General features: G+C 61.9%; 20 protein-coding genes. 4 read left to right on the plus strand and 16 right to left on the minus strand.

The window, feature by feature from the left end; genetic code table 11:
* Positions 1-55: 55 nt before the first annotated feature.
* On the minus strand, positions 56-913 hold the full coding sequence (locus tag ACQY5P_RS12590; protein WP_428407217.1) for a fatty acid desaturase: 858 nt from the start codon (positions 911-913) through the stop codon (positions 56-58).
* Positions 914-1,051: 138 nt separating this feature from the next.
* Here ACQY5P_RS12590 and ACQY5P_RS12595 point away from each other — a divergent pair, with 138 nt between their 5' ends.
* Positions 1,052-2,515: a sensor histidine kinase gene (locus ACQY5P_RS12595; RefSeq protein ID WP_428407218.1), complete on the plus strand. Its 1,464-nt coding sequence runs from the start codon at positions 1,052-1,054 to the stop codon at positions 2,513-2,515.
* 15 nt (positions 2,516-2,530) lie between these two features.
* On the opposite strand, the gene ACQY5P_RS12600 is transcribed toward ACQY5P_RS12595, so the two are convergent.
* The 3 genes from ACQY5P_RS12600 to ACQY5P_RS12610 all read right to left on the minus strand — a co-directional run bounded on the left by ACQY5P_RS12600 (position 2,531) and on the right by ACQY5P_RS12610 (position 8,114).
* Positions 2,531-3,976 (minus strand): class I SAM-dependent methyltransferase, encoded by a 1,446-nt coding sequence (locus ACQY5P_RS12600; protein WP_428407219.1) that lies wholly within the window; start codon positions 3,974-3,976, stop codon positions 2,531-2,533.
* A 257-nt stretch (positions 3,977-4,233) separates the two neighbouring features.
* Positions 4,234-6,681, minus strand: a complete 2,448-nt coding sequence (locus tag ACQY5P_RS12605; protein WP_428407220.1) for a DNA translocase FtsK — start codon at positions 6,679-6,681, stop codon at positions 4,234-4,236.
* 137 nt (positions 6,682-6,818) lie between these two features.
* Positions 6,819-8,114, minus strand: a complete 1,296-nt coding sequence (locus tag ACQY5P_RS12610) for a hypothetical protein (RefSeq protein WP_428407221.1) — start codon at positions 8,112-8,114, stop codon at positions 6,819-6,821.
* A gap of 305 nt (positions 8,115-8,419) precedes the next feature.
* On the opposite strand from ACQY5P_RS12610, the gene ACQY5P_RS12615 reads away from it, so the two are divergent.
* Positions 8,420-9,667 carry a UbiH/UbiF/VisC/COQ6 family ubiquinone biosynthesis hydroxylase gene (locus ACQY5P_RS12615; RefSeq protein ID WP_428407222.1) on the plus strand — a complete coding sequence of 416 codons (1,248 nt, stop codon included), beginning with the start codon at positions 8,420-8,422 and terminating at the stop codon, positions 9,665-9,667.
* Here the strand turns inward: ACQY5P_RS12615 and ACQY5P_RS12620 are convergent.
* The 6 genes from ACQY5P_RS12620 to ACQY5P_RS12645 all read right to left on the minus strand — a co-directional run bounded on the left by ACQY5P_RS12620 (position 9,664) and on the right by ACQY5P_RS12645 (position 13,549).
* The gene (locus ACQY5P_RS12620; RefSeq protein WP_428407223.1) at positions 9,664-10,191 is read right to left on the minus strand and encodes a TIGR02281 family clan AA aspartic protease; all 528 of its coding nucleotides are present in this window, start codon (positions 10,189-10,191) and stop codon (positions 9,664-9,666) included. The genes ACQY5P_RS12615 and ACQY5P_RS12620 overlap by 4 nt on opposite strands.
* A 97-nt stretch (positions 10,192-10,288) precedes the next feature.
* Positions 10,289-11,092 (minus strand): 4-hydroxy-tetrahydrodipicolinate reductase, encoded by an 804-nt coding sequence (gene dapB, locus ACQY5P_RS12625; RefSeq protein WP_428407224.1) that lies wholly within the window; start codon positions 11,090-11,092, stop codon positions 10,289-10,291.
* A 67-nt stretch (positions 11,093-11,159) separates the two neighbouring features.
* Positions 11,160-11,855, minus strand: coding sequence for an alpha/beta fold hydrolase (locus ACQY5P_RS12630; RefSeq protein WP_428407225.1), 696 nt, complete (start codon positions 11,853-11,855; stop codon positions 11,160-11,162).
* A gap of 159 nt (positions 11,856-12,014) precedes the next feature.
* Entirely contained in the window at positions 12,015-12,371 is a 357-nt protein-coding gene (locus ACQY5P_RS12635; RefSeq protein WP_428407226.1) for a DUF3088 family protein, read from the minus strand.
* Between the two features lie 9 nt (positions 12,372-12,380).
* The gene (locus ACQY5P_RS12640; RefSeq protein WP_428407227.1) at positions 12,381-12,836 is read right to left on the minus strand and encodes a GNAT family N-acetyltransferase; all 456 of its coding nucleotides are present in this window, start codon (positions 12,834-12,836) and stop codon (positions 12,381-12,383) included.
* Between the two features lie 23 nt (positions 12,837-12,859).
* Positions 12,860-13,549 carry a sulfotransferase family protein gene (locus tag ACQY5P_RS12645; RefSeq protein WP_428407228.1) on the minus strand — a complete coding sequence of 230 codons (690 nt, stop codon included), beginning with the start codon at positions 13,547-13,549 and terminating at the stop codon, positions 12,860-12,862.
* 75 nt (positions 13,550-13,624) lie between these two features.
* Between ACQY5P_RS12645 and ACQY5P_RS12650 the strand changes: the two genes are divergently transcribed.
* Positions 13,625-14,953 carry an MFS transporter gene (locus ACQY5P_RS12650; protein ID WP_428407229.1) on the plus strand — a complete coding sequence of 443 codons (1,329 nt, stop codon included), beginning with the start codon at positions 13,625-13,627 and terminating at the stop codon, positions 14,951-14,953.
* Here the strand turns inward: ACQY5P_RS12650 and ACQY5P_RS12655 are convergent.
* From ACQY5P_RS12655 to ACQY5P_RS12675, 5 genes are all read right to left on the minus strand, one after another.
* Positions 14,950-15,921: an endonuclease/exonuclease/phosphatase family protein gene (locus tag ACQY5P_RS12655; RefSeq protein ID WP_428407230.1), complete on the minus strand. Its 972-nt coding sequence runs from the start codon at positions 15,919-15,921 to the stop codon at positions 14,950-14,952. The genes ACQY5P_RS12650 and ACQY5P_RS12655 overlap by 4 nt on opposite strands.
* A gap of 783 nt (positions 15,922-16,704) precedes the next feature.
* Positions 16,705-17,871 carry a molecular chaperone DnaJ gene (gene dnaJ / locus ACQY5P_RS12660; RefSeq protein WP_428407231.1) on the minus strand — a complete coding sequence of 389 codons (1,167 nt, stop codon included), beginning with the start codon at positions 17,869-17,871 and terminating at the stop codon, positions 16,705-16,707.
* 115 nt (positions 17,872-17,986) lie between these two features.
* Positions 17,987-19,906 (minus strand): molecular chaperone DnaK, encoded by a 1,920-nt coding sequence (gene dnaK, locus ACQY5P_RS12665; RefSeq protein WP_428407232.1) that lies wholly within the window; start codon positions 19,904-19,906, stop codon positions 17,987-17,989.
* A gap of 280 nt (positions 19,907-20,186) precedes the next feature.
* A complete protein-coding gene (locus tag ACQY5P_RS12670) occupies positions 20,187-22,142 on the minus strand; it encodes an SUMF1/EgtB/PvdO family nonheme iron enzyme (protein ID WP_428407233.1) in 1,956 nt (651 codons plus the stop codon).
* Between the two features lie 168 nt (positions 22,143-22,310).
* Positions 22,311-23,942 carry a vWA domain-containing protein gene (locus ACQY5P_RS12675; protein ID WP_428407234.1) on the minus strand — a complete coding sequence of 544 codons (1,632 nt, stop codon included), beginning with the start codon at positions 23,940-23,942 and terminating at the stop codon, positions 22,311-22,313.
* Positions 23,943-24,303: 361 nt separating this feature from the next.
* Between ACQY5P_RS12675 and ACQY5P_RS12680 the strand changes: the two genes are divergently transcribed.
* Positions 24,304-24,930 carry a CGNR zinc finger domain-containing protein gene (locus ACQY5P_RS12680; RefSeq protein WP_428407235.1) on the plus strand — a complete coding sequence of 209 codons (627 nt, stop codon included), beginning with the start codon at positions 24,304-24,306 and terminating at the stop codon, positions 24,928-24,930.
* On the opposite strand, the gene ACQY5P_RS12685 is transcribed toward ACQY5P_RS12680, so the two are convergent.
* A complete protein-coding gene (locus ACQY5P_RS12685) occupies positions 24,931-26,706 on the minus strand; it encodes an SUMF1/EgtB/PvdO family nonheme iron enzyme (RefSeq protein WP_428407236.1) in 1,776 nt (591 codons plus the stop codon).
* Positions 26,707-26,771 lie beyond the last annotated feature (65 nt).

Genomic DNA, 26,771 nt, shown 5'->3' on the forward strand with positions numbered 1-26,771 from the left:
GGCGTTTTTAGCGGCGCAGTGCAAGCCGTCGACATGCGATCGGCGCCGGGCAGGGTTAAAGCGTGGTGATCGCTGCGCCTTTTGCCTCAAGCTCCGCGCGGCGGGCGCGGAAATGCTCGCCATACCGATAGAACGGAATGCGCGGATTGAGGTGATGGATCAGGTGATAATTCTGGAAAACGAACGCCGCCGTCACCAGCGGTTGCAGCGCCCCGCGCGCCAGGATCACATTGCTGGAGCGGTAAGGATCGGTCTCGTCGTGCGGCCGGTGGACCACATAGGCGAAGAACATCGCCAGCACCGGCATGACAATCAGCGCCGGAAGGATCCAGAGCAGGAAGGTTTCGGCTCCGTAACCGAGCGCAAAAAGGAAGGTCCACGCCACGACGACAAGGAGGCGCTGGCTGTAGATCGAAATCGTCGCGCTGCGTTTCATCTTGCCGTCGCGCACCATGCGCCAGAGCTGCAGCTCATAGCCCCACAGGATGGTGGCGCAGCCCGCGAAGACCGCCAGCGGGTTCTTGCGCGCCACCCACATATCGCCATCGGTAACCGGATCGTTGGGCGCGCCATGATGGGCGAGATGCACCGCCTTGAAGGCGGGAAAGGGGAGGAAAAACCAGATGCTGCCGAACTGGCCGATGGCTTCGTTCAGCCATTTCAGCCGCGGATTGCCGCCGGAAATATTGCGGTGGATCGCCTCGTGATTGATATGCGCCAGGACGTAAAGGAGCGTCGCATTGACGAGACAGGCCGCCCAAAGGGGGTAAACGCCCTGAAGCGCGGCCGTTACGGATACGATAAGACCCGCCCACAGCGCGAAGAAGAGGGCAACCGTGGGCCAGGCCGCGCCTCGCGCAGCCGCTCGCGCGCCAGAGGGCGCATAGACGTCAAGAGTTCCAGCATCCGCCATGGGGAAACATTAAGTCTTTGTTTACTTCCCCGCAAGCGCCTTTCGCTGCGGCGCATCCTACGCAAAATCAATCCGTAAGCCCCGTTCTTTCGCGGCACCGCCAAAGCCTCGTTAACTCTCTTGGTTTAGGACAGCCATATGGCGACGCCCTTTGATTCCGCCGGATTGGCACTTGTGAAAAAGCCAAATCCGCTTGCCGTGTTCCAGCAGACGCTGGAACGGGACGGGCTGTCGCCATGGCGGGCGCGCTTCAAGGAAAAGGATGTCGAGCGTCGCTACATCCAGCACCTGGTGGAAACGACGCTGCCAGGGGAACGCATCCTCTGGTACCTGGTCATCATCACCTATCTCGGCTACTGGATCCTCGATTTTCTGACCATCACGGAGGGCCTTCAGACCGTTATCGTCATGCGCGGCATCATCGCCTGCATGATCGCAAGCCTTGTTCCGCTTTCCTTCTTGCCGAAAGTCAAACCGCATTTCGGCTGGCTGAGCGCGGGCGGACTTTGGCTGAGCAGCCTTTCCATCATCGCCATGATCGCGATCATCCCGCCAGAGGGCGCGCCGCCGTATATTATCGGGGTTCTCGTCACCTTCGTTGCGGCCTCATGCATCATGCGCATTCCGTTTCTGGTGGCGGCGGCGGCGTATCTGTCGACATCGGCGGTTTATGTGGCTGTTCTCAACATGCGATCCGCCTTTTCGGATGTGGATATTATTTCCGGGCACTTCTTCATGCTGTCCATCGCCATCGTCGCGGTGGCGACCAGCTATTTGCAGGAAATACGGTCGCGGATGATCTGGCTGCGCGACGAGCAGCGAAAGCGCGACAAGGAAGTGATCGAAAAGCTTCTCATCGAGGCGACTGCGGCGGACCAGTCGAAAATCAATTTCCTCTCAATGATGAGCCATGAACTGAGGACCCCGCTGCATCAGATCATCGGCTATGCGGAAGTCGTTTCCAATTCCTTCCGCGCGGCGAACGATTCAGGCGACAACCTTCGCCATCTCAACGAAATTCACGGCTCGGCGCATGCCCTCCTGTCGCGCATTCAAAAGATGCTGCGTTTTGTCGACGCGACCGCCGGCAAGATGAAATACGAAATCGTTGAAACATCTTCGCAGGAACTCATCGACGTCGCTATCGAACGCATGCGCCCCGCGCTCGAAAAAGCATCGATCCGGATCGAAACCGATGCGCTTCAGGATGCGACGATCAACATCGATATCGTCCATACCTGCTATGCCATCACCAATATCATCGAAAACTCGATCAACGCTTCGCAGGCGGGAACGACCCTGCATATCAGCGGACAAAAGCTGGAGGACGGCGCCTACGAGCTCGTCATCCGCGACGAAGGCCGGGGGATGTCGCCCGAACAGATCGACAAGGCCATGAAACCGTTTACCCAAAGCGAGTCCGCGCTGATCCGCTCGCGCGAGGGGCTGGGCCTCGGGCTGACCGTCGCCAAACATATTTTCGAGGATCAGAACGCGACCATCCGGCTCGCCTCAGATGGCCATAGCGGCGTTTGCGCCATCGTGCGCTTCAATCCGCCGCCTGCAAATAAAGCCGACAAGCCGCAAGCAGTCAGGGCCTGATTTTCGACCTGAGTTTTACGCGGCGGGCTTTTCCACGACCAGGAAGTAGATCGCTTCTAGGGGATCGGAAACGACGGATACTTTCGCCTCGGGAATGTCGCGGGCCATCGCGCGCATATCTTCCTCATTGCGGAAATAAAGGCTCCAGTCCGTGACATATTCGAGCGGCCAGATGCGCCCTGTCTCGCGATTATTCACGTTACCGATGATGACCTGCCCGCCGGGCTTCACGAAATCATAAAGCCGTTTGATGAAGCGCTGGGCCAGCAGCGGGTTGAGATAATCGACGAAGCCGGATGAATAGATGACGTCATTGCCGACGAAAACGCTATTGTCCGCTGACGGACGCAGCATCTCCCTGAAGGAAATGTTCATTCCCCGGACCGTCAGGCGGTCGCGTTCTGAAAGGCGCGCCGCGCTGTCGAAGGCGTAATCGAGCGCCGCCGGCTCCTGATCGACGAGATTGACGCGCCAGCGCACATCCTCGGGCGTCTGGTCGAGAATGTCTTTCAGCTCGCGCGCGGGGCCTGCGCCGACGCTGGTGATGACGAACTCTTCACCGCCGTCCTTGCGGCGCGCGTGGGCGTAATCGGCGATGAGGTTCGCCACCGTCTCCATGCGGGTGATCACGAAGCGCGACGCGCTCATGCCTAGAAGGTGCAGGAATTTCTGGGCGACCGTCTCGCCTTCCGGCTTCTGCTCGTAACCGTAATTCATGATCTTGTAGTCGCCGGGATAGCCCGCCGGCTTGTAGTAGCAGCGCGCCCAGCCGGGACCGCCCATCAGGATCTGGGAGACGGTGCGTTCCGTATAGGATTTGTAGGCGATGCGCTTTTGCTTGTCGGTATGGATAGCCGCGGTAAGTTCATTGCCGCGGCCGATGAGATTGAGCCATTCGGTCTCCGCCGCGGCGGCGAGGTCGCGGGCGATGTCATCGCGCTCTTGCGGCGTGCACCGGTTTTCGATGGGCGCCACATATTTCTGGATGCGCAGAAGGTACCCGCCGAGAAACGCTGTGGCGTCCGCGCAGAAGGTTTTATAGGCGATCGACGGTTCAAGATCCGGCGCCTGTTCGCGCGCCTCGCGGGCGAGAATGCTGGCGTTTTCGCGGATCAGCCAGTCGAGATCGAACCGGTTCGCTTCGAGCGCAAAACCGACGCTGACCCCGCCGGGCCCGGCGACGCGGCGCACCTTGCGCGCAGCCCCCAGAAACAATTCACGGCCGTGCTGTGTGATCCGCAAAACCCCGCTGGTTCCCGCAGGGGTTCCCGTCTCATTATCGCGCGTGCGGGAAATGCAGCCTGCGCCGGCGGCGCTGATGTTTTCGAGCTCGAAAACCTCATCTTCAAACGTGACGTGAGGAGGCGAGCCCGCGAAAACGGCCGATGCTTCGTACCGACTCGGGCGGAAAAACCGCGCCTTCCCGGCCGCGCCGGGGAGATTTTCATAGCTCTTCGACATTACGCCACCCCAGTGAAAATGCTCCCCGCAATAGGGAGTATGCCTAACAAATCGTAAAAAACAAAGGGCGTACGCAGGGTTCATGCCGGAAACCAAAGGTTAACACTCCGATCCACGCCGGATTCGGAGAAAATCTGGCGTAAGCGGAGCATTTCCTTTTGTTTTTCCTCTTCTAAGCGAGGCTCAGCGCAGGTTTTCGCCCATATTGGATGTTGCACTGCGACAAACTGGCGCCGGGCCGGTCTCAAGACCGGACATTAGGCGGCGTCATCCCCGACCAGAACCTCGCGCTTGCCCGCATGGTTCGCAGCCGAAATGACCCCTTCCTCTTCCATGCGTTCGATCAGGGTCGCCGCCCGGTTGTAGCCGATCTGGAGCCGCCTCTGGACATAGGAGGTCGAGGCCTTGCGGTCGCGCACAACAACCGCCACCGCTTTGTCGTAAAGGGCGTCGCCAGACGATGTGTTGCCGCCGAGTTCGAAATCCTCGAAGCCGCCGCCATCCTCGTCGCGCATCTCGGTGACTTCCTGGACATAGTCCGGCGCGCCCTGTTTCTTGAGGAAGCTGACGATTTTCTCGACCTCGTCATCAGAGACGAAGGCGCCGTGAACACGCCGCAGGCGCCCGCCGCCGGCCATGTGCAACATGTCGCCCTGCCCTAGAAGCTGTTCGGCGCCCTGCTCGCCGAGGATCGTGCGCGAGTCGATCTTCGACGTGACCTGGAAGGAGATCCGGGTCGGGAAGTTCGCCTTGATCGTGCCGGTGATGACGTCGACAGACGGGCGCTGGGTCGCCATGATGAGGTGGATGCCGGCGGCGCGCGCCATCTGCGCAAGGCGCTGGACCATGCCCTCGATGTCCTTGCCGGCGACCATCATGAGGTCGGCGACCTCGTCGATCACGACGACGATAAAAGGCATGGGTTCGTATTCGAGCTCTTCCGTCTCATAGACTGGCTCGCCCGTATCCTCGTCATAGCCGGTGTGAACGGTGCGGCTCAGCGTTTCGCCGTTTTCTTCCGCCTCGGCGACCCGGGTGTTGAAACCCTCGATGTTCCGCACACCGACTTTCGACATCTTGCGGTAACGCTCCTCCATCTCGCGCACGGTCCATTTGAGCGCGACGACGGCCTTGCGCGGATCGGTGACGACCGGCGCCAGAAGATGCGGGATGCCCTCGTAAACCGACAGCTCGAGCATCTTCGGATCGATGAGGATAAGTTTGCACTGTTCCGGAGAGAGGCGGTAAAGCAGCGACAGGATCATCGTGTTGATCCCGACGGATTTGCCCGAGCCCGTGGTGCCGGCGATCAGCAAGTGAGGCATGCGCGCAAGATCGGCGAAGGTCGGCTCTCCGCCGATGGATTTGCCGAGCGCGAGCGTCAGATCGCCGCCGGAATGTTCGTATTCTTCGGCGCCCAGAAGCTCGCGCAGCAGCACCATTTCCCGGTCCTGATTGGGAAGCTCGATGCCGATGGCGTTGCGGCCCGGCACAACAGCGACGCGGCAGGCGACCGCGCTCATGGAGCGGGCGATGTCGTCGGCGAGACCGATGACGCGGGAGGATTTGGTCCCGGCGGCCGGCTCCAGCTCATAAAGCGTCACAACAGGTCCGGGGCGCACATTGATGATCTCGCCCCTGACGCCAAAATCCGCGAGCACATTTTCGAGCATGCGCGCGTTCTGTTCCAGCGCCTCGTCAGAGATCACCGCCCGGCGCGCGCCATTTGGCTTGGCGAGAAGATTGAGCGGCGGCAATTCGTAATCGTCGGCGGAGAAAACGGGGAGGGTCGGCTGCGCCTCCCGGCGCTCGCGTTTGCTCTCTTTCTTCTTGCTCTTTTTACGGATGATCTTGCGGCGGCCATTGCGCGCTGGCGCCGCCAGCACCGGCTCGCCGTCCTCGTCATATTCCGTTTCGAGGTCGCCATATTCTTCGTCGTCTTCTTCATCCTCATATTCGTACTCTTCCTCGTCGTCGTCTTCCGCCTCCTCATCCGCTTGTTCGCCGGTGAACCGCGCGCGCAGATCGACAACAGCGTCGCGCACCGCAAGCGCGCCGTCTTCCAGCGTCCACCAGGCGTCAACCAAGCGCTCGCGGGTGAGGCCGCAGAGAATGGCGTAGGAAACGAGCGCGGCGACCGCGAAGAGACCGGCGGCGAGCCCGCGGGCGATCCCGGCGCCGAGAAACGACAAAAGCCCGGTGACGCCGTTGAAAAAGACATCGCCGATAAGCCCGCCCGCCCCGACTACATATGGCCAGTCGACGGGGGGCAGCCATGAAGCGAGAAACGCCGCACCCGCAAGGATCGCCGCCGGGGCGACCGCGAGACGGCGCCAGAAATCGGCCGGGGTTTCCTCAGGCGCGCCTCTGAGCGCCGCGAGAGCGCCCCAGATCGCCAGCGGCGCAATTAATAGGACCGCCGCGCCGCCGATGAATTGCAGCAGAAGATCCGCCGCAATAGCGCCGAGCGGCCCGCCGAGATTGCGCACCGGCGCAGGCGTAGCGGTGTTCAGGCTCGGATCGGAAATCGTGAAGCTTGCGAGGGAAAGGCCGAGCCAGATCGCAAGAACCACCATGGCCGCCCCGCCGGCGCGCATCAGGATGCTTCGCGAAAACGACTGCAGACGTTCGGCGAGATCGGCGAAGGGATCGCGGCGGCCTCTGCCGCGGGCGGAACGGGAATAGGTGCGGGCTGTAGACGACATCGGCTCGCTCGGCTGGTTTCAATCGACTGGTTACAATCGGCTGGCGGTTGACGCAGATTTCGCGGTGAAAAAGCGTTAACGCCGACTTTGCCACGGCTTTTCCAAAAAAGGGTTAACGCCGGTTAACGATTTAACTCTCAGCCATTCGCCGCTTGTTGCTTCACGCTCTCGGGATGCATCGCCTCCAAAGGCGCCGAGCGCACGCCGATCGTGTATTTGAGCGCCGTCCAGATGAGGAGGCTCATCAGGAAGGAGAACCCGGCGATGGCGGCGGTTCCGAGAAGCTGGCCCGGCAGCCAGATCCGCTCCGTCATCCAGAAGGCGACGATCGCGCCCCAGGCGCCGCAAAAGCAATGGCCAGGAATGACGAAGCCGGCGTCATCGAGATGCAGCCGGTCAAGGAAGGGCGGCGTCACGGTGACGATCACGCCGCCGATGGCTCCGATCATCGCGGCCTGCCACATTGCCGGAGAGACCGGATCTGCGGCGATGGAGATGAGTCCGGCGACAATGCCCGTCGTGGCGGAGACAAGCCCTGTGCGTTTGTAAACCGTCTGTGTCAGGAACATCGCCGCCAGCGCGCCGGCGGCCGACGCCACAAGCCCGTTCGCCGTCACGGCGCCGGCGGTGATCACCGCCTCAACGGAGCTGATCGGCCCCAGGAGACCGATGATGATGACAAGAAGCGACGCCATGGCGAGGAGTGCGCCGAAGGAGGACAGGGGCAGCGCCGTCGACACCTGCGGCCGCGAAACCCCGTGACCGAAACGTCCGGAGCGCGGGCCGATGACAATGATGGCGGCGAGCGCCGCGGCGCCTGCGGACAAATGCACCGCCGCCGCGCCGCCGGCGTCCTTGAAGCTCCAGTCCTCGGCGAAATAGCCGCCGCCCCAGACCCAGGACGCGCCGATAGGATAGATGAGCCCCGCCCAGAGCGCCGTGAAAAACAAAAACGGCCACAGCCGCACCCGCTCGGAAATCGCCGAAGACACGATGACGGCGCCGAGCGCCGCGAGCGTCATGTGAAAGAACCAGTGCGCGCCCGACGCGTGGCCAATATCGCCCGGATTGTCGTCCATCAGCGACCAGCTTTCGAAGGGGCCGAGAAACCCGCCCTCTTCAATGCCGAAGAGGAGCCGGTAGCCGATCGCCCAGAACGCAAAGGCGGAGACCCCAAACCCGCCGATAGCGCGCAGACAAACTTGCGGCGCGTTCTGCGTGCGCGCCAGACCGATGTCCTTGAGGCTTAGACCCGCAATCGCGATGAGGCCCGCAACGCCGGCCAGGATCAGCATGCCGCTGTCGAGCACGAAGCGCGTCACATCGCTCGCGGGGGACATGTCCTGTGCGAAGGCGAGAGAGGGCGCGAACCCGACGCAAGCCGAAACGCCCAACATGATCGGTCTCAAAAGCTTCGCAAACTTCGCCTGCATGTCTCCGATCTCAACCTCCGCTCACCCCCGCGAAAGCGGGGACCCAGATTATGCGCCATTATTCGCCATGCTGCGAAACGCAGCGCCTGCATCCAGCTCCACCGTCTAAACCGGTTCTGAAAGAAAAAGCACCGGCAAATGGATCCCCCGACCGCAAAGCGGTCAAACATTAAACCCGCGCGCATTCGCACGCTGGCGCCGGGATAATCGGGGTTATGGGCTTTTTTGCGTTAACAAATTCGCCCTTCCCGGCTGCGGCTTTTAGGCGGTGGACGCGACCCTCTCCACAGGCGATAGTTGCTCCCATGACCAACGCGCAAAAATTCGACATTGTGATTATCGGCGGCGGACCGGCGGGGGGCCTTGCGAGCCTAGCCCTCGCCGCCAAGGGCTTTTCCTGCGCGGTCGTGGATGCGGGCGACCCTGCCGCGATGCGCGCCGCCGCTTTTGACGGGCGCACCTCGGCGATTTCCTACGCCTCTGCACGGGTCTTTAAGCGTCTGGGATTGTGGGATGCCATCGCCCCGGAAGCAGAGCCCATTCGCGACATCCTTGTCACCGACGGGCGGGCGAAGTCACGCTTTTCCGAAGGCGGCGTCTCGAATTTCTCCCTCCATTTCGACAGCCGGGAACTGGGCGAAGATCAGCCGCTCGGCTGGATTGTCGAAAACAAGGTGATCCGCGACGTTCTCTTCGACGCCATCGGGAAGACGGAGACCATCACGCTCTTCGCCCCGGCCCTGCGCGCGGCGACGGCGTTTCATCCGGGCGAGGCGATTGTGGATCTCGCCGACGGACGGCGCCTTTCCGCCGCGCTCGTGATCGCCGCGGACGGGCGGCGCTCACCCTTGCGCGCCGAAGCCGGAATCAAAACCAATGAATGGCGCTATAACCAGACGGGGATTGTCGCCACCGTCGCCCACGAACATTCTCATGAAGGCGTCGCGCAGGAATTCTTTCTGCCCTCAGGACCGTTCGCGATCTTGCCCATGACGAACCACCGGTCTTCCTTGGTCTGGACGGAACATGAGGATGCGGCGCCCGCCTATATGGCGCTCAGCGATGAAACGTTCCGTATAGAGATCGAAAACCGCTTCGGACCTTATCTCGGCGCCATAACGCCCGCCGGCCCCCGCTGGTCCTATCCCCTCGCCTTCACGCTCGCCCAGTCCTACGCCGCGCCGCGCCTCACACTGATCGGCGATGCCGCCCACGCCATTCATCCCATCGCCGGGCAGGGATACAATCTCGGCATCAAGGACATTGCGGCGCTCGTCGATGTCCTCACCGAGGGCCGCGATCTCGGCCTCGATATCGGCGCCATGACGGTCTTGCAGAATTATCAGCGCTGGCGGCGGTTCGATTCCGCCTCGCTCGCCCTCGGCACGGATTTGCTGAACCGGCTCTTTTCCAACGATATCACGCCGCTGCGCCTCGCCCGCAGTCTCGGCATGAGCGCGGTCGGAAAAGTGAAGCCATTGCGCGAATTCTTCATGCGTCAGGCGGGCGCGGATATGGGCGCATTACCCAGCCTGATGGCGCGGGAGGGTTAGCCTCTCAACACCAGCTCGCCCTTGCGGGCCTCGACGCTTTCAAGACGCGAGAGGAAGCTCATGCCGAGAAGATTCACCGAAAGCTGCTCGTCTTTCAGGATGAACGCCTTCACGCCTTCGATGCGAAGGCCGTCGATTTCAATTTCGTCGATAGTGACGAAGGCGGCCTTGGTTTCGCCATTCGCCGTATGCACGGGATAGGTGTAATCCGTATACGATGTATAGATGCCGGCGTTGCGCGCGTCCGAGTCGCGTAAGGCTACATAGCTGGCGCCTGTATCGATGAGGAACCGCGCAGTCCGGCGGTTGACGTCGGCGTCCACATAGTACTGGCGGTCCTGGGAGGCGGTGATGCGCACTTCCTCGCCCCAGCTTGCGGAAACGGCCGGCGTCACGGACGCGGCGCGCACCGTCAGCGCCTCAGCCCCAACAGGGTCCGCAGCCATCTCCCGCGCGTCCATGGCGCGCACGCCGATGACGGCGGCGGCGACGATCCCGGCGGCGGCGATGATTTCGGTACGCATGAAGGCCCTTTCTTGAAGGGCCTAGTCTCGCAAAGCTTGGTTGAGCGATGGCTTATAGATAGCGCGAATTTCCGCCTATCGGATTAACCATAAGTCTTTAGGCGAGCCCGAGCACGTCGCGCATGGAGTAAAGCCCCGGCTTTTGACCCATGGCCCAGCGCGCGGCGGCGACCGCGCCTTTCGCAAAGAGCCCGCGGTCGATGGCCGAATGGGACAGGGTGATGACTTCCTGCATCCCCGCGAAAGCGACGCGGTGTTCGCCGACAATGCCGCCGCCGCGCATGACGGAGAAACCGATATCGCCCTGTTCCCGCGCGCCGGTTCGTTCGCCCGAAGCGCGCTTGCCGTCGAAATCGACGCCTCGCCCTGACGCAGCCGCGCGGCCGAGCATCAGCGCGGTGCCGGACGGCGCGTCGACTTTCGCGCGGTGATGCGCCTCGAAAATCTCGATGTCGTAGTCGTCGCCGAGCGCCTTCGCCGCCTGTTCCACGAGGGCGGTGAGGACATTGACCCCGACGCTCATATTGCCGGATTTGACGATGGGGATGGTCTTCGCCGCCTCGGCGATGGCGGCCTCGTCATCCGCTGAGAAGCCGGTGGTGCCGATGATGTGCGCGACGCCCTTGTCCGCCGCGGCGCGGGCGTTTTCGACCGAGGCCGACGGCGCGGTGAAATCGATCAACGCCCCGGCGCGCGCAAGGCCCTTTTCGGCCGCATCCTCGACATTGAGGCCCAGCGCATCGAGCCCGGCCAGAACGCCGATATCCTTGCCGATGTCAGGCCCGCCTGGCCGCTCGAACCCGCCGGCGAGCGTGGCGCCGGGCGTCTTCAGGATTTCCGCCACCACCGCGCGGCCCATGCGGCCGCCGGCGCCGGCGACGAGAATGGATGTCTTGGCCATGATGTCTTTCGCTCAAATGCGTCGCCGCAAGGCCTAACGCAAAGACGCAAAAGCGCAAGGCCCGGCCCTAGACGGCGGCGCGCAGAATGATCTCGGCTGTCTCCCGCGGCGCCTCGAGCATCGTCATGTGGCCGCAGTCGATCATCTCCTTGCGCCAGGAGGGGTCGTCTTTGACCTTGGCGTAAAAGGCCTTGAAGACATCGCCCACCGCGGCCAGCACATAGGTTTTGACTGGCACGCGCTCGCGGGCGCCGTTCAGCACCGCCTCCTCTTCAAAGCAGGCGCGCGGATGCGGCGTCCCGCCTTTTTCGAGAATCGCCCGGAGCTCCTTGTTGTCGCCGGCGAAAAACAAGGGCGGCGGCACGGGATCATGGTCGCCTGCAAGATCTTTGAAATTACCGGCGATGGAGGCGAGGCTCTCGCCATTCTCGGGAAGGAATGCGTCGAGATAAACGATGGAACGGATGGTCTCAGCCGGGACTTTCTCCGCCACGCCGGACACAACCATGCCGCCATAGGAATGACCCACCAGAACGATGTCCGTCAGCTCCTCCCGTTTTATGAGGGTGACGACGTCGAGAATATGGGTTGAAAGGTCGACGCCGATCCCGGCGAGATGTTCCCGCGGGCCAATGCCAGTCAGCACTGGCGCGTAAACGCGATGCCCGTCGGCGCGCAGCCGGTCCGTGACGTCGCGCCACAGCCAGTCGCCAGCCCACCACGCGCCATGCACCAGCACGAAGGTTGCAGAGTTGTCGTCCATTTTCTCCCCGCAGAAACGATTCTCTTTCTACTTAACAACTATAAGGTGAACAAACAAAAGGAAAGAATAGTTTTTCCTCAACGCGCTTTATGCACAAAACTACTTAAGGGTTATCTGCAACACCACGAACGCGCCAAGCCGCCTTCACCCGCCCCCCACTCAACGGGGAAACGGCGTTCCGAAACGATGCGCGAAATATTTCGCTATGTCGCGGGCGTTGTCGAGAAAATGCACGCCCTTTGCGGATTTGACCGCAGCGAAAGGTCCGGCGTCCGCGCCTTCCCCGAAAATAAGCGTGGGGCAATTCCATTCGCCCGCTCCAAGGATCGCCGCGAGGCCGGGACGCGGATGGGCGAGCGGCTCATAGCGAATGTCGAGCGCTTCCTTGATCGCCGGAAAATAATGCAGCACGCCCCATATCTCCGCGCATTCGGGACAGAACTCGCGCCGGTTTCCGCCATCGCCGGTAGTCGCCTGAAATCCCGGCGCTAGCAGGAAGAGCGCATCCTTCTCCATATCGTCAGCCTACAGATCGAGGTGAAAAAACTGATTGAAGTCACTGACCCCGTAATCGGCGAACACCTCGCCGCTTTTGAAGCCGCGCTTCTTGTAGAGCCCGATCGCTGGAATGAAGCTCTCCGTCGATCCGGTTTCTAGGCTGAGGCGCTTATAGCCGCGTTTTCGCGCAACGGAAATGATGTGATCGAGCATGGCGGCGCCGGCGCCCTTGCCGAGATGGTCCGGGTGGGTGCGCATGGACTTGATCTCGCCCCATCCGGCCTCAAGCTCCTTCATGGCGCCGCAGCCGAGAAGATCGTCCCCGTCCCAGACGGACCAGAAGCTGACGCCGGGCGCCTTCAGGCCTTCTATGTCGAGCACATAGGCCATGCCCGGCGGCGAGTTCTCGTGCATCTGCTCGAAATGATAGGCGAGCAGCGCGCGGACCTTTTCGCTCGATAGATCGTCTTCCTTAATCTGCATGACCTATCGTCTTTCGCAGGAAGCTACTGCTGCTTGCCAAATACCTGTTGACGCATAGAGTCCGGAAAGCCTTTACCCGCCATCGCATCGCGACCAATGTCGGAATTCAGCATATCGATCATGCCTTGCAACTCTTCTTTCGAGTTGACCTTGGGAAACGCTTCATCGGGGGCCGGGACGCCAAGAAATGCGCATAAGGGCGCCCAGCCTTGCTTCGCTTCAAAAACCAACAACCGGTCCGGCCCGAAGGCGCCTTTCACAGCGGCCGCGTGCTCGTTGAAAACGCGGACCACCGTGTCGTGATCATGTATCTTGCCGTCAAACAATGCATCGATTGTATTTCGCAACATCGTCCGCCAAGGCGTCCCCTCCAACAGGCCCATCATATGCCGGCTGAGAATGGTTTCCTGGGTCGATTCAAACCAGCGCTCCGCATCGCGCGTCGATAGGATGATTTTCGCAGCCGGATAGTAAGCCGCGAGTTCCCGCCAATAGATCGAGGCCGGGAAATCTGTGGTGGAGGAATAGCCTTTGAAGATCTGTTCCCAATCCGGCCGGCCAGCGGCGACATCGTTCCACAAAGCCATGTGGCCGGCATTCGCCAGCACCTCGCTCATGTGATAGCAGGGCCCGAAGCCCAGGATCTCCAGCGCCAATTTCAGTGACGCCGTGCCCGTGCGGCCGAAACCGGCGCCGATCACCTTTAACCCCATCGTCCATTCTCCCATGCAGCGGCGGGAAGCTATGCAGGGCTGCGGCGAATTTGCAAGCGGAAGGCTTCCGGCGGATTGCGTATTGCGCCTGTCCGAACCGGGCCTATTGTCCGCCGCGAAATGCGGTCGGTTCCTTCCTTTTCGATCTTTCGCCATCAGGGCTATCGCCATTACTGGATCGCGCGCCAGCTCATCAGCGCCGAACGCCAGATGGTGGCGATCGCCATTGGCTGGCAGGTTTACGACCTTTCCCGCCTCACCCGCTCCATCGAGGAGTCGGCCTTTATGCTCGGCCTTGTGGGGCTGACGCAGTTCGTGCCGGTCCTCCTCCTCTCCCTGCCGGGCGGACAGGCGGCCGACCGCTATGACCGGAAAAAGATACTCGTCTATTCGAACGCGATCCGGTTCTTCGTTATCCTCTCCCTGTTCGCAACAAGCTTCCTGCCTGCGAATATCGCCATCCCGGCGATCTTCATCGCGTCTTTCTGCAATGGCGCGGTGAGCGCCTTCACGCCCTCCGCCTCGAACTCGCTTTATCCGCGCCTCGTGCCGCGCGACGAGTTGCCGCTCGCCATCGCGTGGAATTCCCTGGGGATGCAAGGCGCCGCGATGCTGGGGCCCGCCATTGGCGGTTTTCTCTTCATTATCGGCGCATCAGCCGTTTACGCGTTCGCGGCGGCGCTCACCGCCATTGCGGTCGTCACCTTCGCCACCGCCCAAACCCCGGCGCATGAGCCGGTGCATAATGTCCGCGGCTGGTCGATGATCGTCGAGGGCCTGCGTTATGTATTCAACAACAAGCTCGTCTTCGGCTCCATCACCCTTGATCTCGTGGTCGTCTTTTTCGGCAGCGTTACGGCGCTTTTGCCGGTCTTCGCCCGCGACATTCTAATGGTGGGCGCCGAAGGACTGGGTCTCTTGCGCGCCGCGCCCGCCATCGGGGCGGCGATGGTGGCCTTTGTGCTCGCCGCCAATCCGCTGTCGCGCAAGGTAGGCCCGTGGCTGATCGGCTCCATTGTCATTTACGGCCTTTCCATGCTGGGCTTTGCGTTCTCGCAGATTTTCTGGCTGTCCATGGTGATGCTCGCCATCGGCGGCGCCGCGGACATGATCTCCATGTTCATCCGCTCGTCGATCATGCAGCATGCGACGCCGGACAGGATGCGCGGGCGCGTCTCCTCCGTCTCCTTCATCTTCATCGCCGCCTCGAACCAGCTCGGCGATTTCGAAAGCGGCGTCGCGGCGCGGTTCCTGGGACCCATCAACGCCGTCATTCTGGGCGGGATCGTGTCGCTCCTTTGCGCCGCGTCCTGGCTGAAGCTTTTCCCGACTCTGTCGAGAGCGGACACGTTCGAGGAGGTAGACGCGGAAAAGGCGCAGGGCGACGCGCCCGCCCGCGGTTAACTCGCAGCGGCGAGGTTCTGCACTTTCCAGGTCATCCGGTAGGTGACGACATAGGCGTCGTGATCGGAGAGGACCCGGCCGTTGACCGGCTCGTGAAACATCTTTTCCGCGCGCACCGGGCGCACCTCGATGTCGGAACCGCTGACGAAGCCCTGCAAATCCTGGGTCTCAAGCCACGGGGAGGCGCCATTTTCCGCAGCGATCCGCGCCTCACAACCAGCGTCCGGATCGGCGCAATGCTGGCGCACGAAGATGCCGGGCAGGATGCGCGCATTGTGATCGAAGCGGTCCGTCGAATGGCGCGTGTTGAAATCGCCCGCATAGATGAACGGCCAGTTTGCATTGACGCCTTCGGACATCAGCGCGCCGATTTCGTCCGCCTGCTGGCGGTGAGCGGCGAGAGAGCGCTCGTAAGGAACGCCGGAACTCCTGTTGGAGTTCATATGGGTCGTCATGATCTGCACCGGCGCCGGCGCGCCCGGAATCTGGATCGCGGCGATCATCGCGCCCTTGTTGGCGAGGCAGTCATAGCCGGCACAACTCGCCTCCTGAAAGGGCGACATGGCTGAGCCGACGATGGGATAATCGCTCAACACGAACAGCCCCGACGACATGACTTTGGCAAGGCGCTCGCCCTTCAGGAAGCTGCGCTCGCGGCGGAAGTCTTCGCCGATGGGCGCAGCGGCGGTTACGCTTCGGTCCGACGCGGCGGGGCCTTGGAGGCGGTTTGGGTAGACGGCGCCGATGCGCGCCGCAGCCGGCGTGAACGCCTCTTGCAGGACAACAATGTCTGGCGCGCGGCCTGACGCGTGGAGCGTTTCGATTTCATGCTTGATATCCTTGAGGGCCGCCTCGCGCCCCTTTTTGATGGGCCACGGAAGCCCCGCCACATTGTAGGTCATGACGGTCAGATCGACGCTCGCCGTCCCGTTAAAGGGATCGACCTGCAGCTTCGGCGCTTTCGCCACGAATGCGCGCGGCGGCGGAACGTCCGCGTAGGAAGAGGTCGCCGAAAGCGCGGCATGTGCGCAAAACAACAGCGCATTAGCCGCTAACACGGACTTTCCAAACCTTTGGCCCGTCTTTGGGCCAAGACTTTTCCGGAACTTCTGAAACACGGAAGCCGCCCCGCCGAAATCACCGGGCTTATGACTGATCCGTGTGACAGTACTTTAAGACGTAGGCGGAGTTTTTGTGACAGTTAGGGGGAGGGATGGTTAACGAGCGGAATGAGCTATCCGCCCGATCTTCCCCGCGAAAGCGGGGATCCAGAAACGTCTGAAGTTTTGCGTTGATGAAGACTCTTCTGGACCCCCGCCTGCGCGGGTGTAGTCGTAGAGGTTGGACCGTTACCTAATTTTGGACACACCTCTCCTGCGACCTGAATCGCACTTTCAAAATAAAGGGCGAACAGCCGCTATTCGGGTCGGCGGATTTCGATCTTTATGGCCTCTTTTCGGAAACAAGGAACCGAGACTGTCGTTCTTGAACAAACGAGCTCCTCAGTTTTTGCCTTATTGCGGAATGCGTTCCGCACCCGTTTCCATAAAAAGAGACCTGCAGAGATCAGAATCCGAAGCCAGCCCAAGGAAAGATTTTCCATTGAGTGGTTAGATCATCCAGTTTCTGGGTTTCAGGCACAAAAAAACCGCCTAGTAAAACAACGGCGGCCTCGCCTCACACTTCCGGAGGCTGACTGATTCATGCCGTTACTACGTACGCCTGTCAAGGTGTGCTATGTGAGAACGGCTTCACCGCCCGTCGGTGACGTTTTCCCAGAAGGTCTTGGCCTTTTCGAAAAAGCCCTTGTGCTGGGGACAGCAGGCTTCGCCGCCGCCGGCCTCGCAGAACTGGCGCAGCAGATCTTTTTGCTCGGCGTTGAGGCTGGTCGGCGTTTCGACCTGGATCTCCACATAGAGATCGCCGCGGCCTTTCTGGTTCAAAACCGACATGCCCTTGCCACGCACGCGGAAGCGCTTGCCGGTTTGCGAACCTTCGGGGACAGAGATTTTCACGCGCCCGCCGTCGATGGTCGGGGTTTCGAACTCGCCGCCGAGCGCCGCCGTGGTCATGGGGATCGGCATGACGCAGAAAAGATCGGGCCCGTCGCGCTCAAAGAGATCGTTGTCGCCCACATGGACGAAAATATAAAGATCGCCCTCCGGGCCGCCGCGCGGACCCGCCTCGCCCTCGCCTGAGAGCCTTATGCGCGTGCCGTCCTCAATGCCCGCCGGAATGTCGACGGACAAGGTTCGTTCGCGCCGGACGCGGCCCTGGCCGCCGCAATCCGTACACGGATCGGCGATCACCCGGCCTTCGCCGTTGCAGTGGGGGCAGGAGCGTTCGATGGTGAAAAAGCCCTGCTGCACGCGCACACGGCCGACGCCCTTACAGGTGCCGCATTGGGTCGGTCCGGAGCCCGGCTTCGCGCCCGAGCCTTCGCAGGTTTCGCAAGGGACGGAGCCCGGCACCTTGATCTCGGTTTTCTTGCCGCGGAACGCGTCTTCAAGGCTGATTTCAAGATTGTATTTGAGATCGGCCCCGCGGCCCGGCCCAGTGCGCCGTCCGCCGCGCTGGCCGCCCATGAATTCGCCGAAAATCTCGTCGAAAATGTCGGAAAAACCAGCCTGTCCCGCGCCCATTCCGGCGCCGAAGCCGCGCGCAAAACCGTTGGCGCCGCCCATTCCGCCGTTCTGGAAGGCGGCATGGCCGAAGCGGTCATAGGCCGCGCGCTTTTGTTCGTCGGAGAGGACTTCATAGGCTTCGCCGAGCTCTTTAAACTTCTGCTCGGCGGCAGGGTCATCCTTGTTGCGGTCCGGATGATACTGCATGGCGCGCTTGCGAAATGCGGATTTGATCGCCGCGCCGTCGGCGCCGCGCTCCACGCCCAAAACCTCATAATAGCATTGCTGCGCCATTGAACTTCACGCGCCCGGTTGTTCGGGTTTTCTCAACTTTTGGGCCCCTCTCATCCGATCCCCCGATCGGGATTTCAAAAGGGACCGCGTTCATGCCGCGGTCCCTTTTTGTCTCTTAGTCTTTCTTGTCGCCGTCGACTTCTTCGAAATCAGCGTCGACGATGTCGTCTTCTTTCGCGGCGTCGGCGGCGGCGGCTTTCGCCCCGGCGTCGTCTTCTTCGCCGGCGCCGGCCTTGTACATCGCCTCGCCGAGTTTCATGGTCGCCTGCGCAAGCGTTCCGGCCGCGGTGTTGATCTCTTCAACATCGGCGTTCTCGTTCTCAAGCTTTTCCTTCAAGGCCGCGAGCGCATCCTCGATGGCTTTCTTGTCGTCGCCTTCAAGCTTGTCGCCATATTCCTTGAGGTTGTTCTCTGTGGAATGGACGAGAGCTTCGGCGCGGTTTTTCGCTTCGACGCCCTCGCGGCGTTTCTTGTCGGTTTCGGCGTTGGCTTCGGCTTCCTTGACCATGTTTTCGATGTCGGCGTCGGAAAGACCGCCCGAGGCCTGAATGCGGATCGACTGCTCTTTGTTGGTCGCCTTGTCTTTCGCCGAGACGTGGACGATGCCGTTGGCGTCGATGTCGAAAGTGACCTCGACCTGCGGCACGCCGCGCGGCGCCGGCGGAATGCCGACGAGATCGAACTGGCCGAGCATCTTGTTGTCGGCGGCCATTTCACGCTCGCCCTGGAAGACGCGGATCGTCACCGCCGACTGATTGTCTTCAGCGGTCGAGAAAGTCTGAGACTTCTTGGTCGGGATCGTGGTGTTGCGGTCGATGAGACGGGTGAAGACGCCGCCCAAGGTTTCGATGCCGAGCGACAGCGGCGTCACGTCGAGAAGGAGAACGTCCTTGACGTCGCCCTGCAACACGCCGGCCTGAATCGCGGCGCCAAGCGCGACGACTTCGTCCGGGTTGACGCCTTTGTGGGGCTCCTTGCCGAAGAACTGCTTCACCGTCTCCTGCACTTTCGGCATGCGGGTCATGCCGCCGACGAGGATGACGTCGTCAATGTCGCCGGGCGTGACGCCGGCGTCTTTCAACGCCGCCTTGCACGGATCGACGGTGCGTTTGATCAGGTCTTCGACGAGCGATTCCAGTTTCGCACGGGAGAGCTTCATCGTCAGGTGTTTCGGACCGGAGGCGTCTGCCGTGATGAAGGGCAGGTTCACTTCGTAAGAAGAGGTCGAGGAAAGCTCTTTCTTGGCTTTCTCCGCTTCTTCTTTCAGGCGCTGCAGCGCAAGCTTGTCCTTCCTGAGATCAATGCCCTGATCTTTTTTGAACTCGCTCGCAAGATAGTCGACGATGCGAAGGTCGAAGTCTTCGCCGCCGAGGAAGGTGTCGCCATTGGTCGACAGAACTTCAAAAACGCCGTCGCCGATTTCGAGGATCGACACGTCGAAGGTGCCGCCGCCGAGGTCGTAAACGGCGATCTTCTTGCCTTCTTTCTTGTCGAGGCCGTAAGCGAGCGCCGCCGCCGTCGGCTCGTTGATGATGCGAAGGACTTCAAGCCCTGCGATCTTGCCGGCGTCTTTGGTCGCCTGACGCTGGGCGTCGTTGAAGTAGGCGGGAACGGTGATGACAGCCTGCGTGACTTCCTGGCCGAGGAAGGCTTCGGCGGTCTCTTTCATTTTCTGAAGGATGAAAGCCGAGATTTGCGACGGGGCGTATTTCTCGCCGCGCGATTCGACCCAGGCGTCGCCATTGTCGGCCTTGACGATCTTGTACGGCACCATGTCCTTGTCTTTCTGGGCCGTGGGGTCGTCATACGGGCGCCCGATGAGGCGCTTGATGGCGAAGAAGGTGTTTTCGGGGTTGGTCACCGCCTGGCGGCGGGCCGGCTGGCCGATCAGGCGCTCGCCGTCTTCCGTGAAGGCAACCACGGAGGGCGTGGTGCGCGCGCCTTCGGCGTTTTCGATGACTTTCGGCTCTTTGCCTTCCATGACGGCGACGCAGGAGTTCGTCGTCCCGAGGTCAATGCCAATAACTTTGCCCATTCGTCTTTTCTCCGTTGCAAGCGAGCGGTCCATTGTTTTCCGGCCTTTGAAATCGGCCCTTTTGGCGCCGGAAAGCGCCGGAAGCGGACAGCCCCTGTGAGGGTGACAGTTTATGGATGCGGAAATCGGGGCCGAAAACCGGCCCTGAGCCCCGCGTTCGGGCGGGATATAAGTAGGGGATTTCGGCCCCGCAACCCGGGGAAAGCCCTTAGGGGACAAAAAACCCTGATGATTTGGGGGCCTGCATTTACGGTCAGGTAAGGCTGCGGCGAAGAGGCCTTCAGTCGAGCGTCCTGACCACGCGGAACCCCGTCTGTGCGTTCCGGGTTTCCGCGCCCTCGCCGGCCCTCGCCGCGGAGCGTAGGCGCCAGCCTGGCGAGCGCCAGTCGCCGCCCTTGACGACGCGCCGCGCGCAGTCGCCATCGATGCGCGCCGCGCCCGTCGACGGGGCGCCGTTATGGCTCGCATTCCAGCAGTCGAGGGTCCATTCGGCGACATTGCCATGCATGTCGAAAAGCCCGAAGGCGTTGTGGGCGAACTGAGTCACCGGAACCGTCCGTTCCCGGAAGATCGTCGCCTCGGCGCGGTAGGGCTCGCGGCCATTGAAATTAGCGTCCGCTGCGGACAGGCGGTCGCCGAAATGGGTGGCGCCTGCCGTTCCCGCGCGGGCGGCGTATTCCCATTCCGCCTCGCTCGGCAAGCGGTAATGATGGCCTGTCTTGGCGGAAAGCCAGCGCGCATAGGCTGAGGCGTCTTCATAGGAAACATTGATGACAGGCCGGTCGCCACGGCCCCAGCCTTCGTCGTCCGGAATATAATTGCGGCATCCGCCCTCGGCGGCGCAAAGCGCCCATTGGTCGAACGTCGTCTCGCGCGTTGCGATGGCGAAGCGGTAACCGATGTCGATACGCCGCTGCGGCGTTTCTTCCGCCTGCCGGTCCTCTTCGCCGGGGCGCGCGCCCATGGTGAAGACGCCGCCCTCAAGCGCCGCCATGTCAGGACAGCCGGCGCAGTCGGTGAAATAATCGCCGAGATAATCTTCGCGCGTCGTGCTCTCCTCTTTTCTGACTCGCTCCGCGCGCTCCACCGCCGACGCCAGTTCCGCCAGCGCCGCATGGTTGAGATCGGAAACGAGCGGAATCTCATCTTCGATGGCGGCGGCTTCAGCCGCTTCCGGCTGCGCGGGCTTGAGGCTCGGGACAGAAAGAGCGGCGAAAGCTTCCGGCGCGGTTTCGCTTTCTTCTTCGAATTCCGAAGCCGACTCCGTTTCGGCCAGGCCCGGAAGGCTGTCCTCGAAAGTATCTTCAAGCGCTGTCGCATCAATCGCCGAAGCGGTTTCAACGCCTTGTTCTTGTAGGTTTTCTGGCGCTCTCTTCGGCGCCGTTTCATCTTCTGCCGTTTGTGATTGCGCTTCCTGCGTTTCAGGGAGCTGGGCCCCCGGCGCAAGGCGCACAAGCGCGAGTTTTGCCGATGGAGCCGGTTCTTCCGGCGTCGCATCGGGCGCTTCCTCTTGCGCAACCTGTTCCATGGGCGGAGATTCAATCGGTCCGTTTTCGATCGGTTGAGGCCGCGAGCTTAGGGAGCCCGCCATAAAGGAAATCCCGGCGGCGAAGGCGAGCGCCCCGACAATGCCGGCGAAGATCGGCGCCGCCGGGAGAAGCCGTCCGCGCCACAGGGCGCGCGCCGGATGATGGGGCGTAGTTTCGCCGTCTTCTTCCGTGAACAGATCATCGAATGGTTGCGGGGACGCTTTGCCGCGCGCAGTTTCTTCTGGCGCTGTTTTAACCGGCTTCTGCATCAGCGCCTGGGCCTTAAACGGCGCGGAAAGAACCGGTTCATGGTCTTCCAGCTCAGCGCGGGCCTTCAGCGCCTCGATATCGGAAAGAACGAAGCGCCAGCGCGGATCGTCATCGTCGCCGCGCCAGCCGGCGAGATCCATCGGCGTCGCCTCGCGCGACCCGAAAGGCGGCTCCACCCTGCCGATGCTGACCGGCGTCAGGCGTTTGGCTTTCCACGCTTCACGCGCCACCTCGATGAGGGCTGGCTTATCGAGGGCGACGCCGGTCCACAACACCACCACCGCATCGATGCGTCCCGGATCGAAGGCGCCGGGATCGAGCCTGTACCCGGCGCGCAGCAGCGCCTTCGCGATCTTGTCCGCGAAATTCGCGTTGGCGCTCGCCGCAAGCAGCTGAACGACGCCCTTCGCGTCCGGCTTTGGTTCCTGTTGAGGCATCTTCCCCGGTCACATGACCCACAAACGTCAATAGGCGACTCCCCCAAACCGCCAACAATTAAAGCGTGCGCAAGATCGCACGGCGTGTGGGTGAACGACATTACGATGCGTTAAGCAAGGCCGATCCTTCCCGTATATTGTGGAAAACGCCGGAAAGCCCTGTGATCTCTAGCTTTTCGAGCCGTCTATTTTCGCCGCGGCGCGCACAAGATTGACGAATTCCGCGCGGTCGCCGTACGGGTCGTCGCCTTTTGCGGACTGCGCAAGCGCGATGATCTCGTCATAGGAATAACGATCCGTGTAGCCCGCACGTTGCAGTTTCTGCCCGAAGGCGGCGACGGCCGCTGCGAAGCGCGCATCCGGCGGCGCGGCGGCGAGCGATGAAAATCCACCCTCCGTAGGGACCGGCATTTCCATGAGCCGGCTTTCCTCTTCATCCGGCAATTTATAGCGCAGGCGAACGAAAGCGACTTCGTCTTTTGTTCCTGCAACTGCGGGCGCGGTCGCGTAACGCCGATCATCGATCAGCCGCGCATCGGAGCCGGCAAGCGCCAGCTCATAAAGCGCCGTCACCGAGTGTCCCGACCCGATGTCGCCGGCGTCTATGGCGTCATTATTGAAGTCTTCTCGATTTAAAAGCCGGGTTTCGTAGCCGATCAACCGGTATTCCGCGACCACCGCTGGGTTAAACTCCACCTGGAACTTCAAGTCCTTGGCGATCGGGAACAGGGTCGAGCGGAATTCGCGCACCAGCACTTTGCGCGCTTCGTTGAGGGTGTCGATATAGGCGGCGACGCCGTTTCCGGCCTGCGCTAGTTTCTGCGCGATGACATCATTATAGTTGCCTTCGCCGAAACCGAGCACGGTGAGATAGATGCCGCTCTTTCTTTTGCGCGCGACGAAGTCTTCGAGACTGTCGGCATCGACCACGCCTACATTGAAGTCGCCATCGGTGGCGAGAATGATGCGGTTGACCTTGTCTTTCGCGAAGTTTTCTTCTGCGAGGGAATAGGCGAGAGACAGCCCTTCGCCGCCAGCGGTGGACCCGCCGGCTTCCAGCGAATTCAGCGCCTCCATGATTTTGGTTTTCTTGTTGCCGGGCGTCGGTTCGAGCACGACGCCGGCCGCGCCGGCGTAAACCACGATGGAAATGCGGTCGTTGGCCGACATCTCATCAATCAGCAGCTCGACGGATTTCTTCACCAGCGGCAGCTTGTTGTCGGCCTGCATGGAGCCCGAAACATCAAGCAGGAGAACGATATTCGCGTCCGGCGTTACTTCGGGCTGCAGATCGAAGCCCTTGACGCCGATATGCATGAGCCGCGTCCCGGCGTTCCAGGGCGACGGCGTCACCCAGACGGTCGGCGTGAACGGTTCGTCCGCGCTCTTTGGTTCCGTATACTGATAATTGAAATAATTGACATATTCCTCGACACGCACCGAGTCCGACGGCGGCAGCATGTTGTTCGAGAAAATATAGCGGCGCATCACCGAATAGGCGGTGGTGTCCACATCCGACGAAAAGGTCGAGACCGGTTCTTCCGTCGTAAGCTTCACCGGATTCGGATCGGTCTCTTCATATTGTTCGGTGATAGCGGGTTCGGGGGGCGGCGCCATCATTGGGCGCGCAACGCTTGAATAGGCCATAGCGCCTGGCTGCGGGCCTTTCAGTCTTTGCGCTGTGACAATGACGGCATCAGCTTCTGCTGCATCCAGATCCGGCCCGTAATTCGTCGCGCATGATGCGAGCATCGCAATCAAAACAGCGGCGGAGGCCGCCGCGATAAATCCGTTCTTCATGAAATCCCTCTCCGTCCATGGCGCCCGAGGCAACCATGATGCGCGGAAAGGGCGAAAATGCGGCGAGCAGCCCCTTACCAAAAACAATCAGGCGCCGGGAGGGCGGCCCGGCGCCTGACGCGTCGCCGGCGCCTATACAGCGGCGCCGACGGTCTGGCCGATGATCGCGATGACGACGATCAGGGCCGCAAACTGCAGAACGAATTGAACTGAGTTGGACATGGGTCTCTCCTTTGGGTTTCTCCGTTGTTCTCTCTTTCGCGGCCCCCCGTTTTCGGCTTGTAACTGTTAAACGCCGCGTTGACGGTTACGATTTAGCGCTTATATTGTAACCAGTCAACACAATTTTACTGGTTATTCGATGAGATTTTCTCCCTATGCTTGGTCCGAAAAGGACATGATCGGCGGCAACGCCGCCCTCGATTTCGTCAACACCGCCGCCTATTGGACGAGCGGCGATCCGCAGGACCGGCTGGGCGGGCCCGAAGGGTTCGGGAGATGGGCGGAAGTCGCGGGTCTCCTTTACGAAGATGATATGGCGCGGCTCAAAGAAGAGATCGCCGCTGACCCGAAAGCGGGCGAGGACGCGTTCGAGACGGCGGTCGCGCTGCGCGCCGCCTTGTGGCGCATCTTCAACGCCGTCATCACGGAGACGGAAGTCGACGATCGCGACCTCGCGCTGCTCGACGACTGCAAGGTGCGCGCGGCGAGCTATTGCCGTCTGGCGCGCGATGGCGACGGGTTTCGCCGCCGCTGCGCCGACGAGGCGCCGGCGCTGGAGCGCGCCCTGCGCCTCATCGTCGAGGCGGCGGAGGATTTATTGCTGAACGGCCGGCTCGACCGGCTGCACGCCTGCGGCGGCGAGAATTGCGACTGGATTTTTGTCGACACGTCTAAGAACGGCCGGCGGCGCTGGTGCGACATGGCGACCTGCGGCAACGATGCGAAGGTGAAGAAATTCCGTGGACGGAAGAAAAAAGCGGCGTAATTAAAGGTCCCGCGCGACCCGGAAGCCATTGTCGAACTCGCGCGCCTTGACGGATTTTCCGATCCGGTGCGCGGCGCGTAGGCGCCAGCCGCCGCTGTTCCAGGCGCCGCCTTTCAAGACATGTTTCGAGCAATCGCCGCCGGTCGCCGCTGAGCCATCCGCGGGCGCGCCGGCATGGCTTTGCGTCCAGCAATCGGCGGTCCACTCCCACGCATTGCCATGCATGTCATAAAGCCCGAAGGCGTTGGGCTCGAAACTTCCTGCCGGCGTCGTCCGTCCACGGAAGGTTTCCCTGGCGCCGGCGTAAGGGTATTGACCGTTATAGTTCGCCTGCGACGCCAGGACATTCGAACCGAAGGAAAACGGCGCCGACGACCCCGCCCGCGCGGCGTATTCCCATTCCGCTTCGGTGGGCAGGCGATAGGTTTGGCCGGTCTTTTTTGAAAGCCATTCAACATAGGAAAGCGCGTCTTCGTAAGAGACCGAGACGACGGGACGCGCCTCCCGGCCCCAGCCATGATCGGGCGCCTTATAGGCGCAGCCGCCATCGGCGGCGCAGGCGTCCCAGTCGGCGTAGGTGACCTCGCGCGCGGAGAGGGCGAAACCCGTTGAAAACGTCACGTCGCGTTGCGGCTGCTCTTCCGGTTTGGCGCCAACCTCTCTGGCGGGCGCGCCCATGCGGAAAGAGCCCGCCGGGATCGGCGCCATTTCCGGGCACTGGGCGCAGTCGCGGAAAGTGTCGCCGGAGGTTGTTTCCGCAGGCGCCGCTGAAACGGCTTCTTCGGCGCCGGTTTCTTCTGCGCTTGCCTCCTGCGCGCTCACCGCGGCGATGAGGCTGCCCAAGGCGTCCGCATCTTGAACACCGGTTTCCGTAGCGGCCTGCGTCGCGGCAGGGGCGTCGGTCGGGGCGCTGTCTGAAACTTCTGCGTCCTCGCCAGGGAGCGAAGCAGGCGCGGCGGGTACGACAATTTCCGTAGAAGGTGTATTTTCTGCTGTGACGCTCAGCGACGCGAGGGTCGAGGACAACTCCCGCGACGGATTCGGGACGATGTCCTTATCAACCGGCGCTGCCGCTGTTCGCTCCGGCGCGACCGGCGCCGGGCCGGGCAACACGATGGGGGCGAGGAGCGCGGTGAGGACGGTCATGCCCACGAGCCCCGCCGTCGCGCCGATAGCGACCTCTCGCGCGGAGAACCGCCGCTTGTGCTTTCTCTGCAAAAACGCCGGCGGCGCAGTGAGGGGTTCGTCGATGGGCCGGGCGTTCGATGCCCTTTGCGGCGCCAGCATTTCTGCGGGCGGCCTCCACAGACCCTCATCGCCGTTGAAGCCCGGCTCGTCATTATGCGGCTCGATCGCAGGGGCCGCCCAGACATCCGCGTCCGCGAGCCCCATGCGCTTGGCCGTGAGCTGAATTTCCTCCAGCACGAAACGCCAGCGCGGATCGTCGGGCGCGCCGGTCCAGCCGGAAAGATCCACCGGCGGCAGATTCTCAAACCCGCCCGGCGGACGCGCCCCGCCCACCGCCACGGGGATCAAGGCGCCGCGCTCCCTGGCTTCTTCGGCCTGACGGTGAAGGCGCGCGAGTTTCGCCGCCGCGTGGGTCCAAACCACGATCGCCGCTCCATCCCCCATCGGTCGAGCGCTGGCCCCGAGATCGCCCTGATCGGCGCTGACCCGGGTTGCGGCATGACCGGCGTAAGCGAGCGCGGCGGCGATTTTCGCGCCCAGCGCTTCGTCCCGGGGAGCGTGAAGAATGGAAATCGGCGACATCGGCATCTGAAGGGTTAATCGTTTCTAAAACGCGACAATCGAGTTCGCTCATGGGCTGCGGCCTGAAGGGC

The organism is Hyphococcus sp. (genome assembly GCF_965267305.1).
Taxonomy (GTDB): Bacteria; Pseudomonadota; Alphaproteobacteria; order Caulobacterales; family Parvularculaceae; genus Hyphococcus.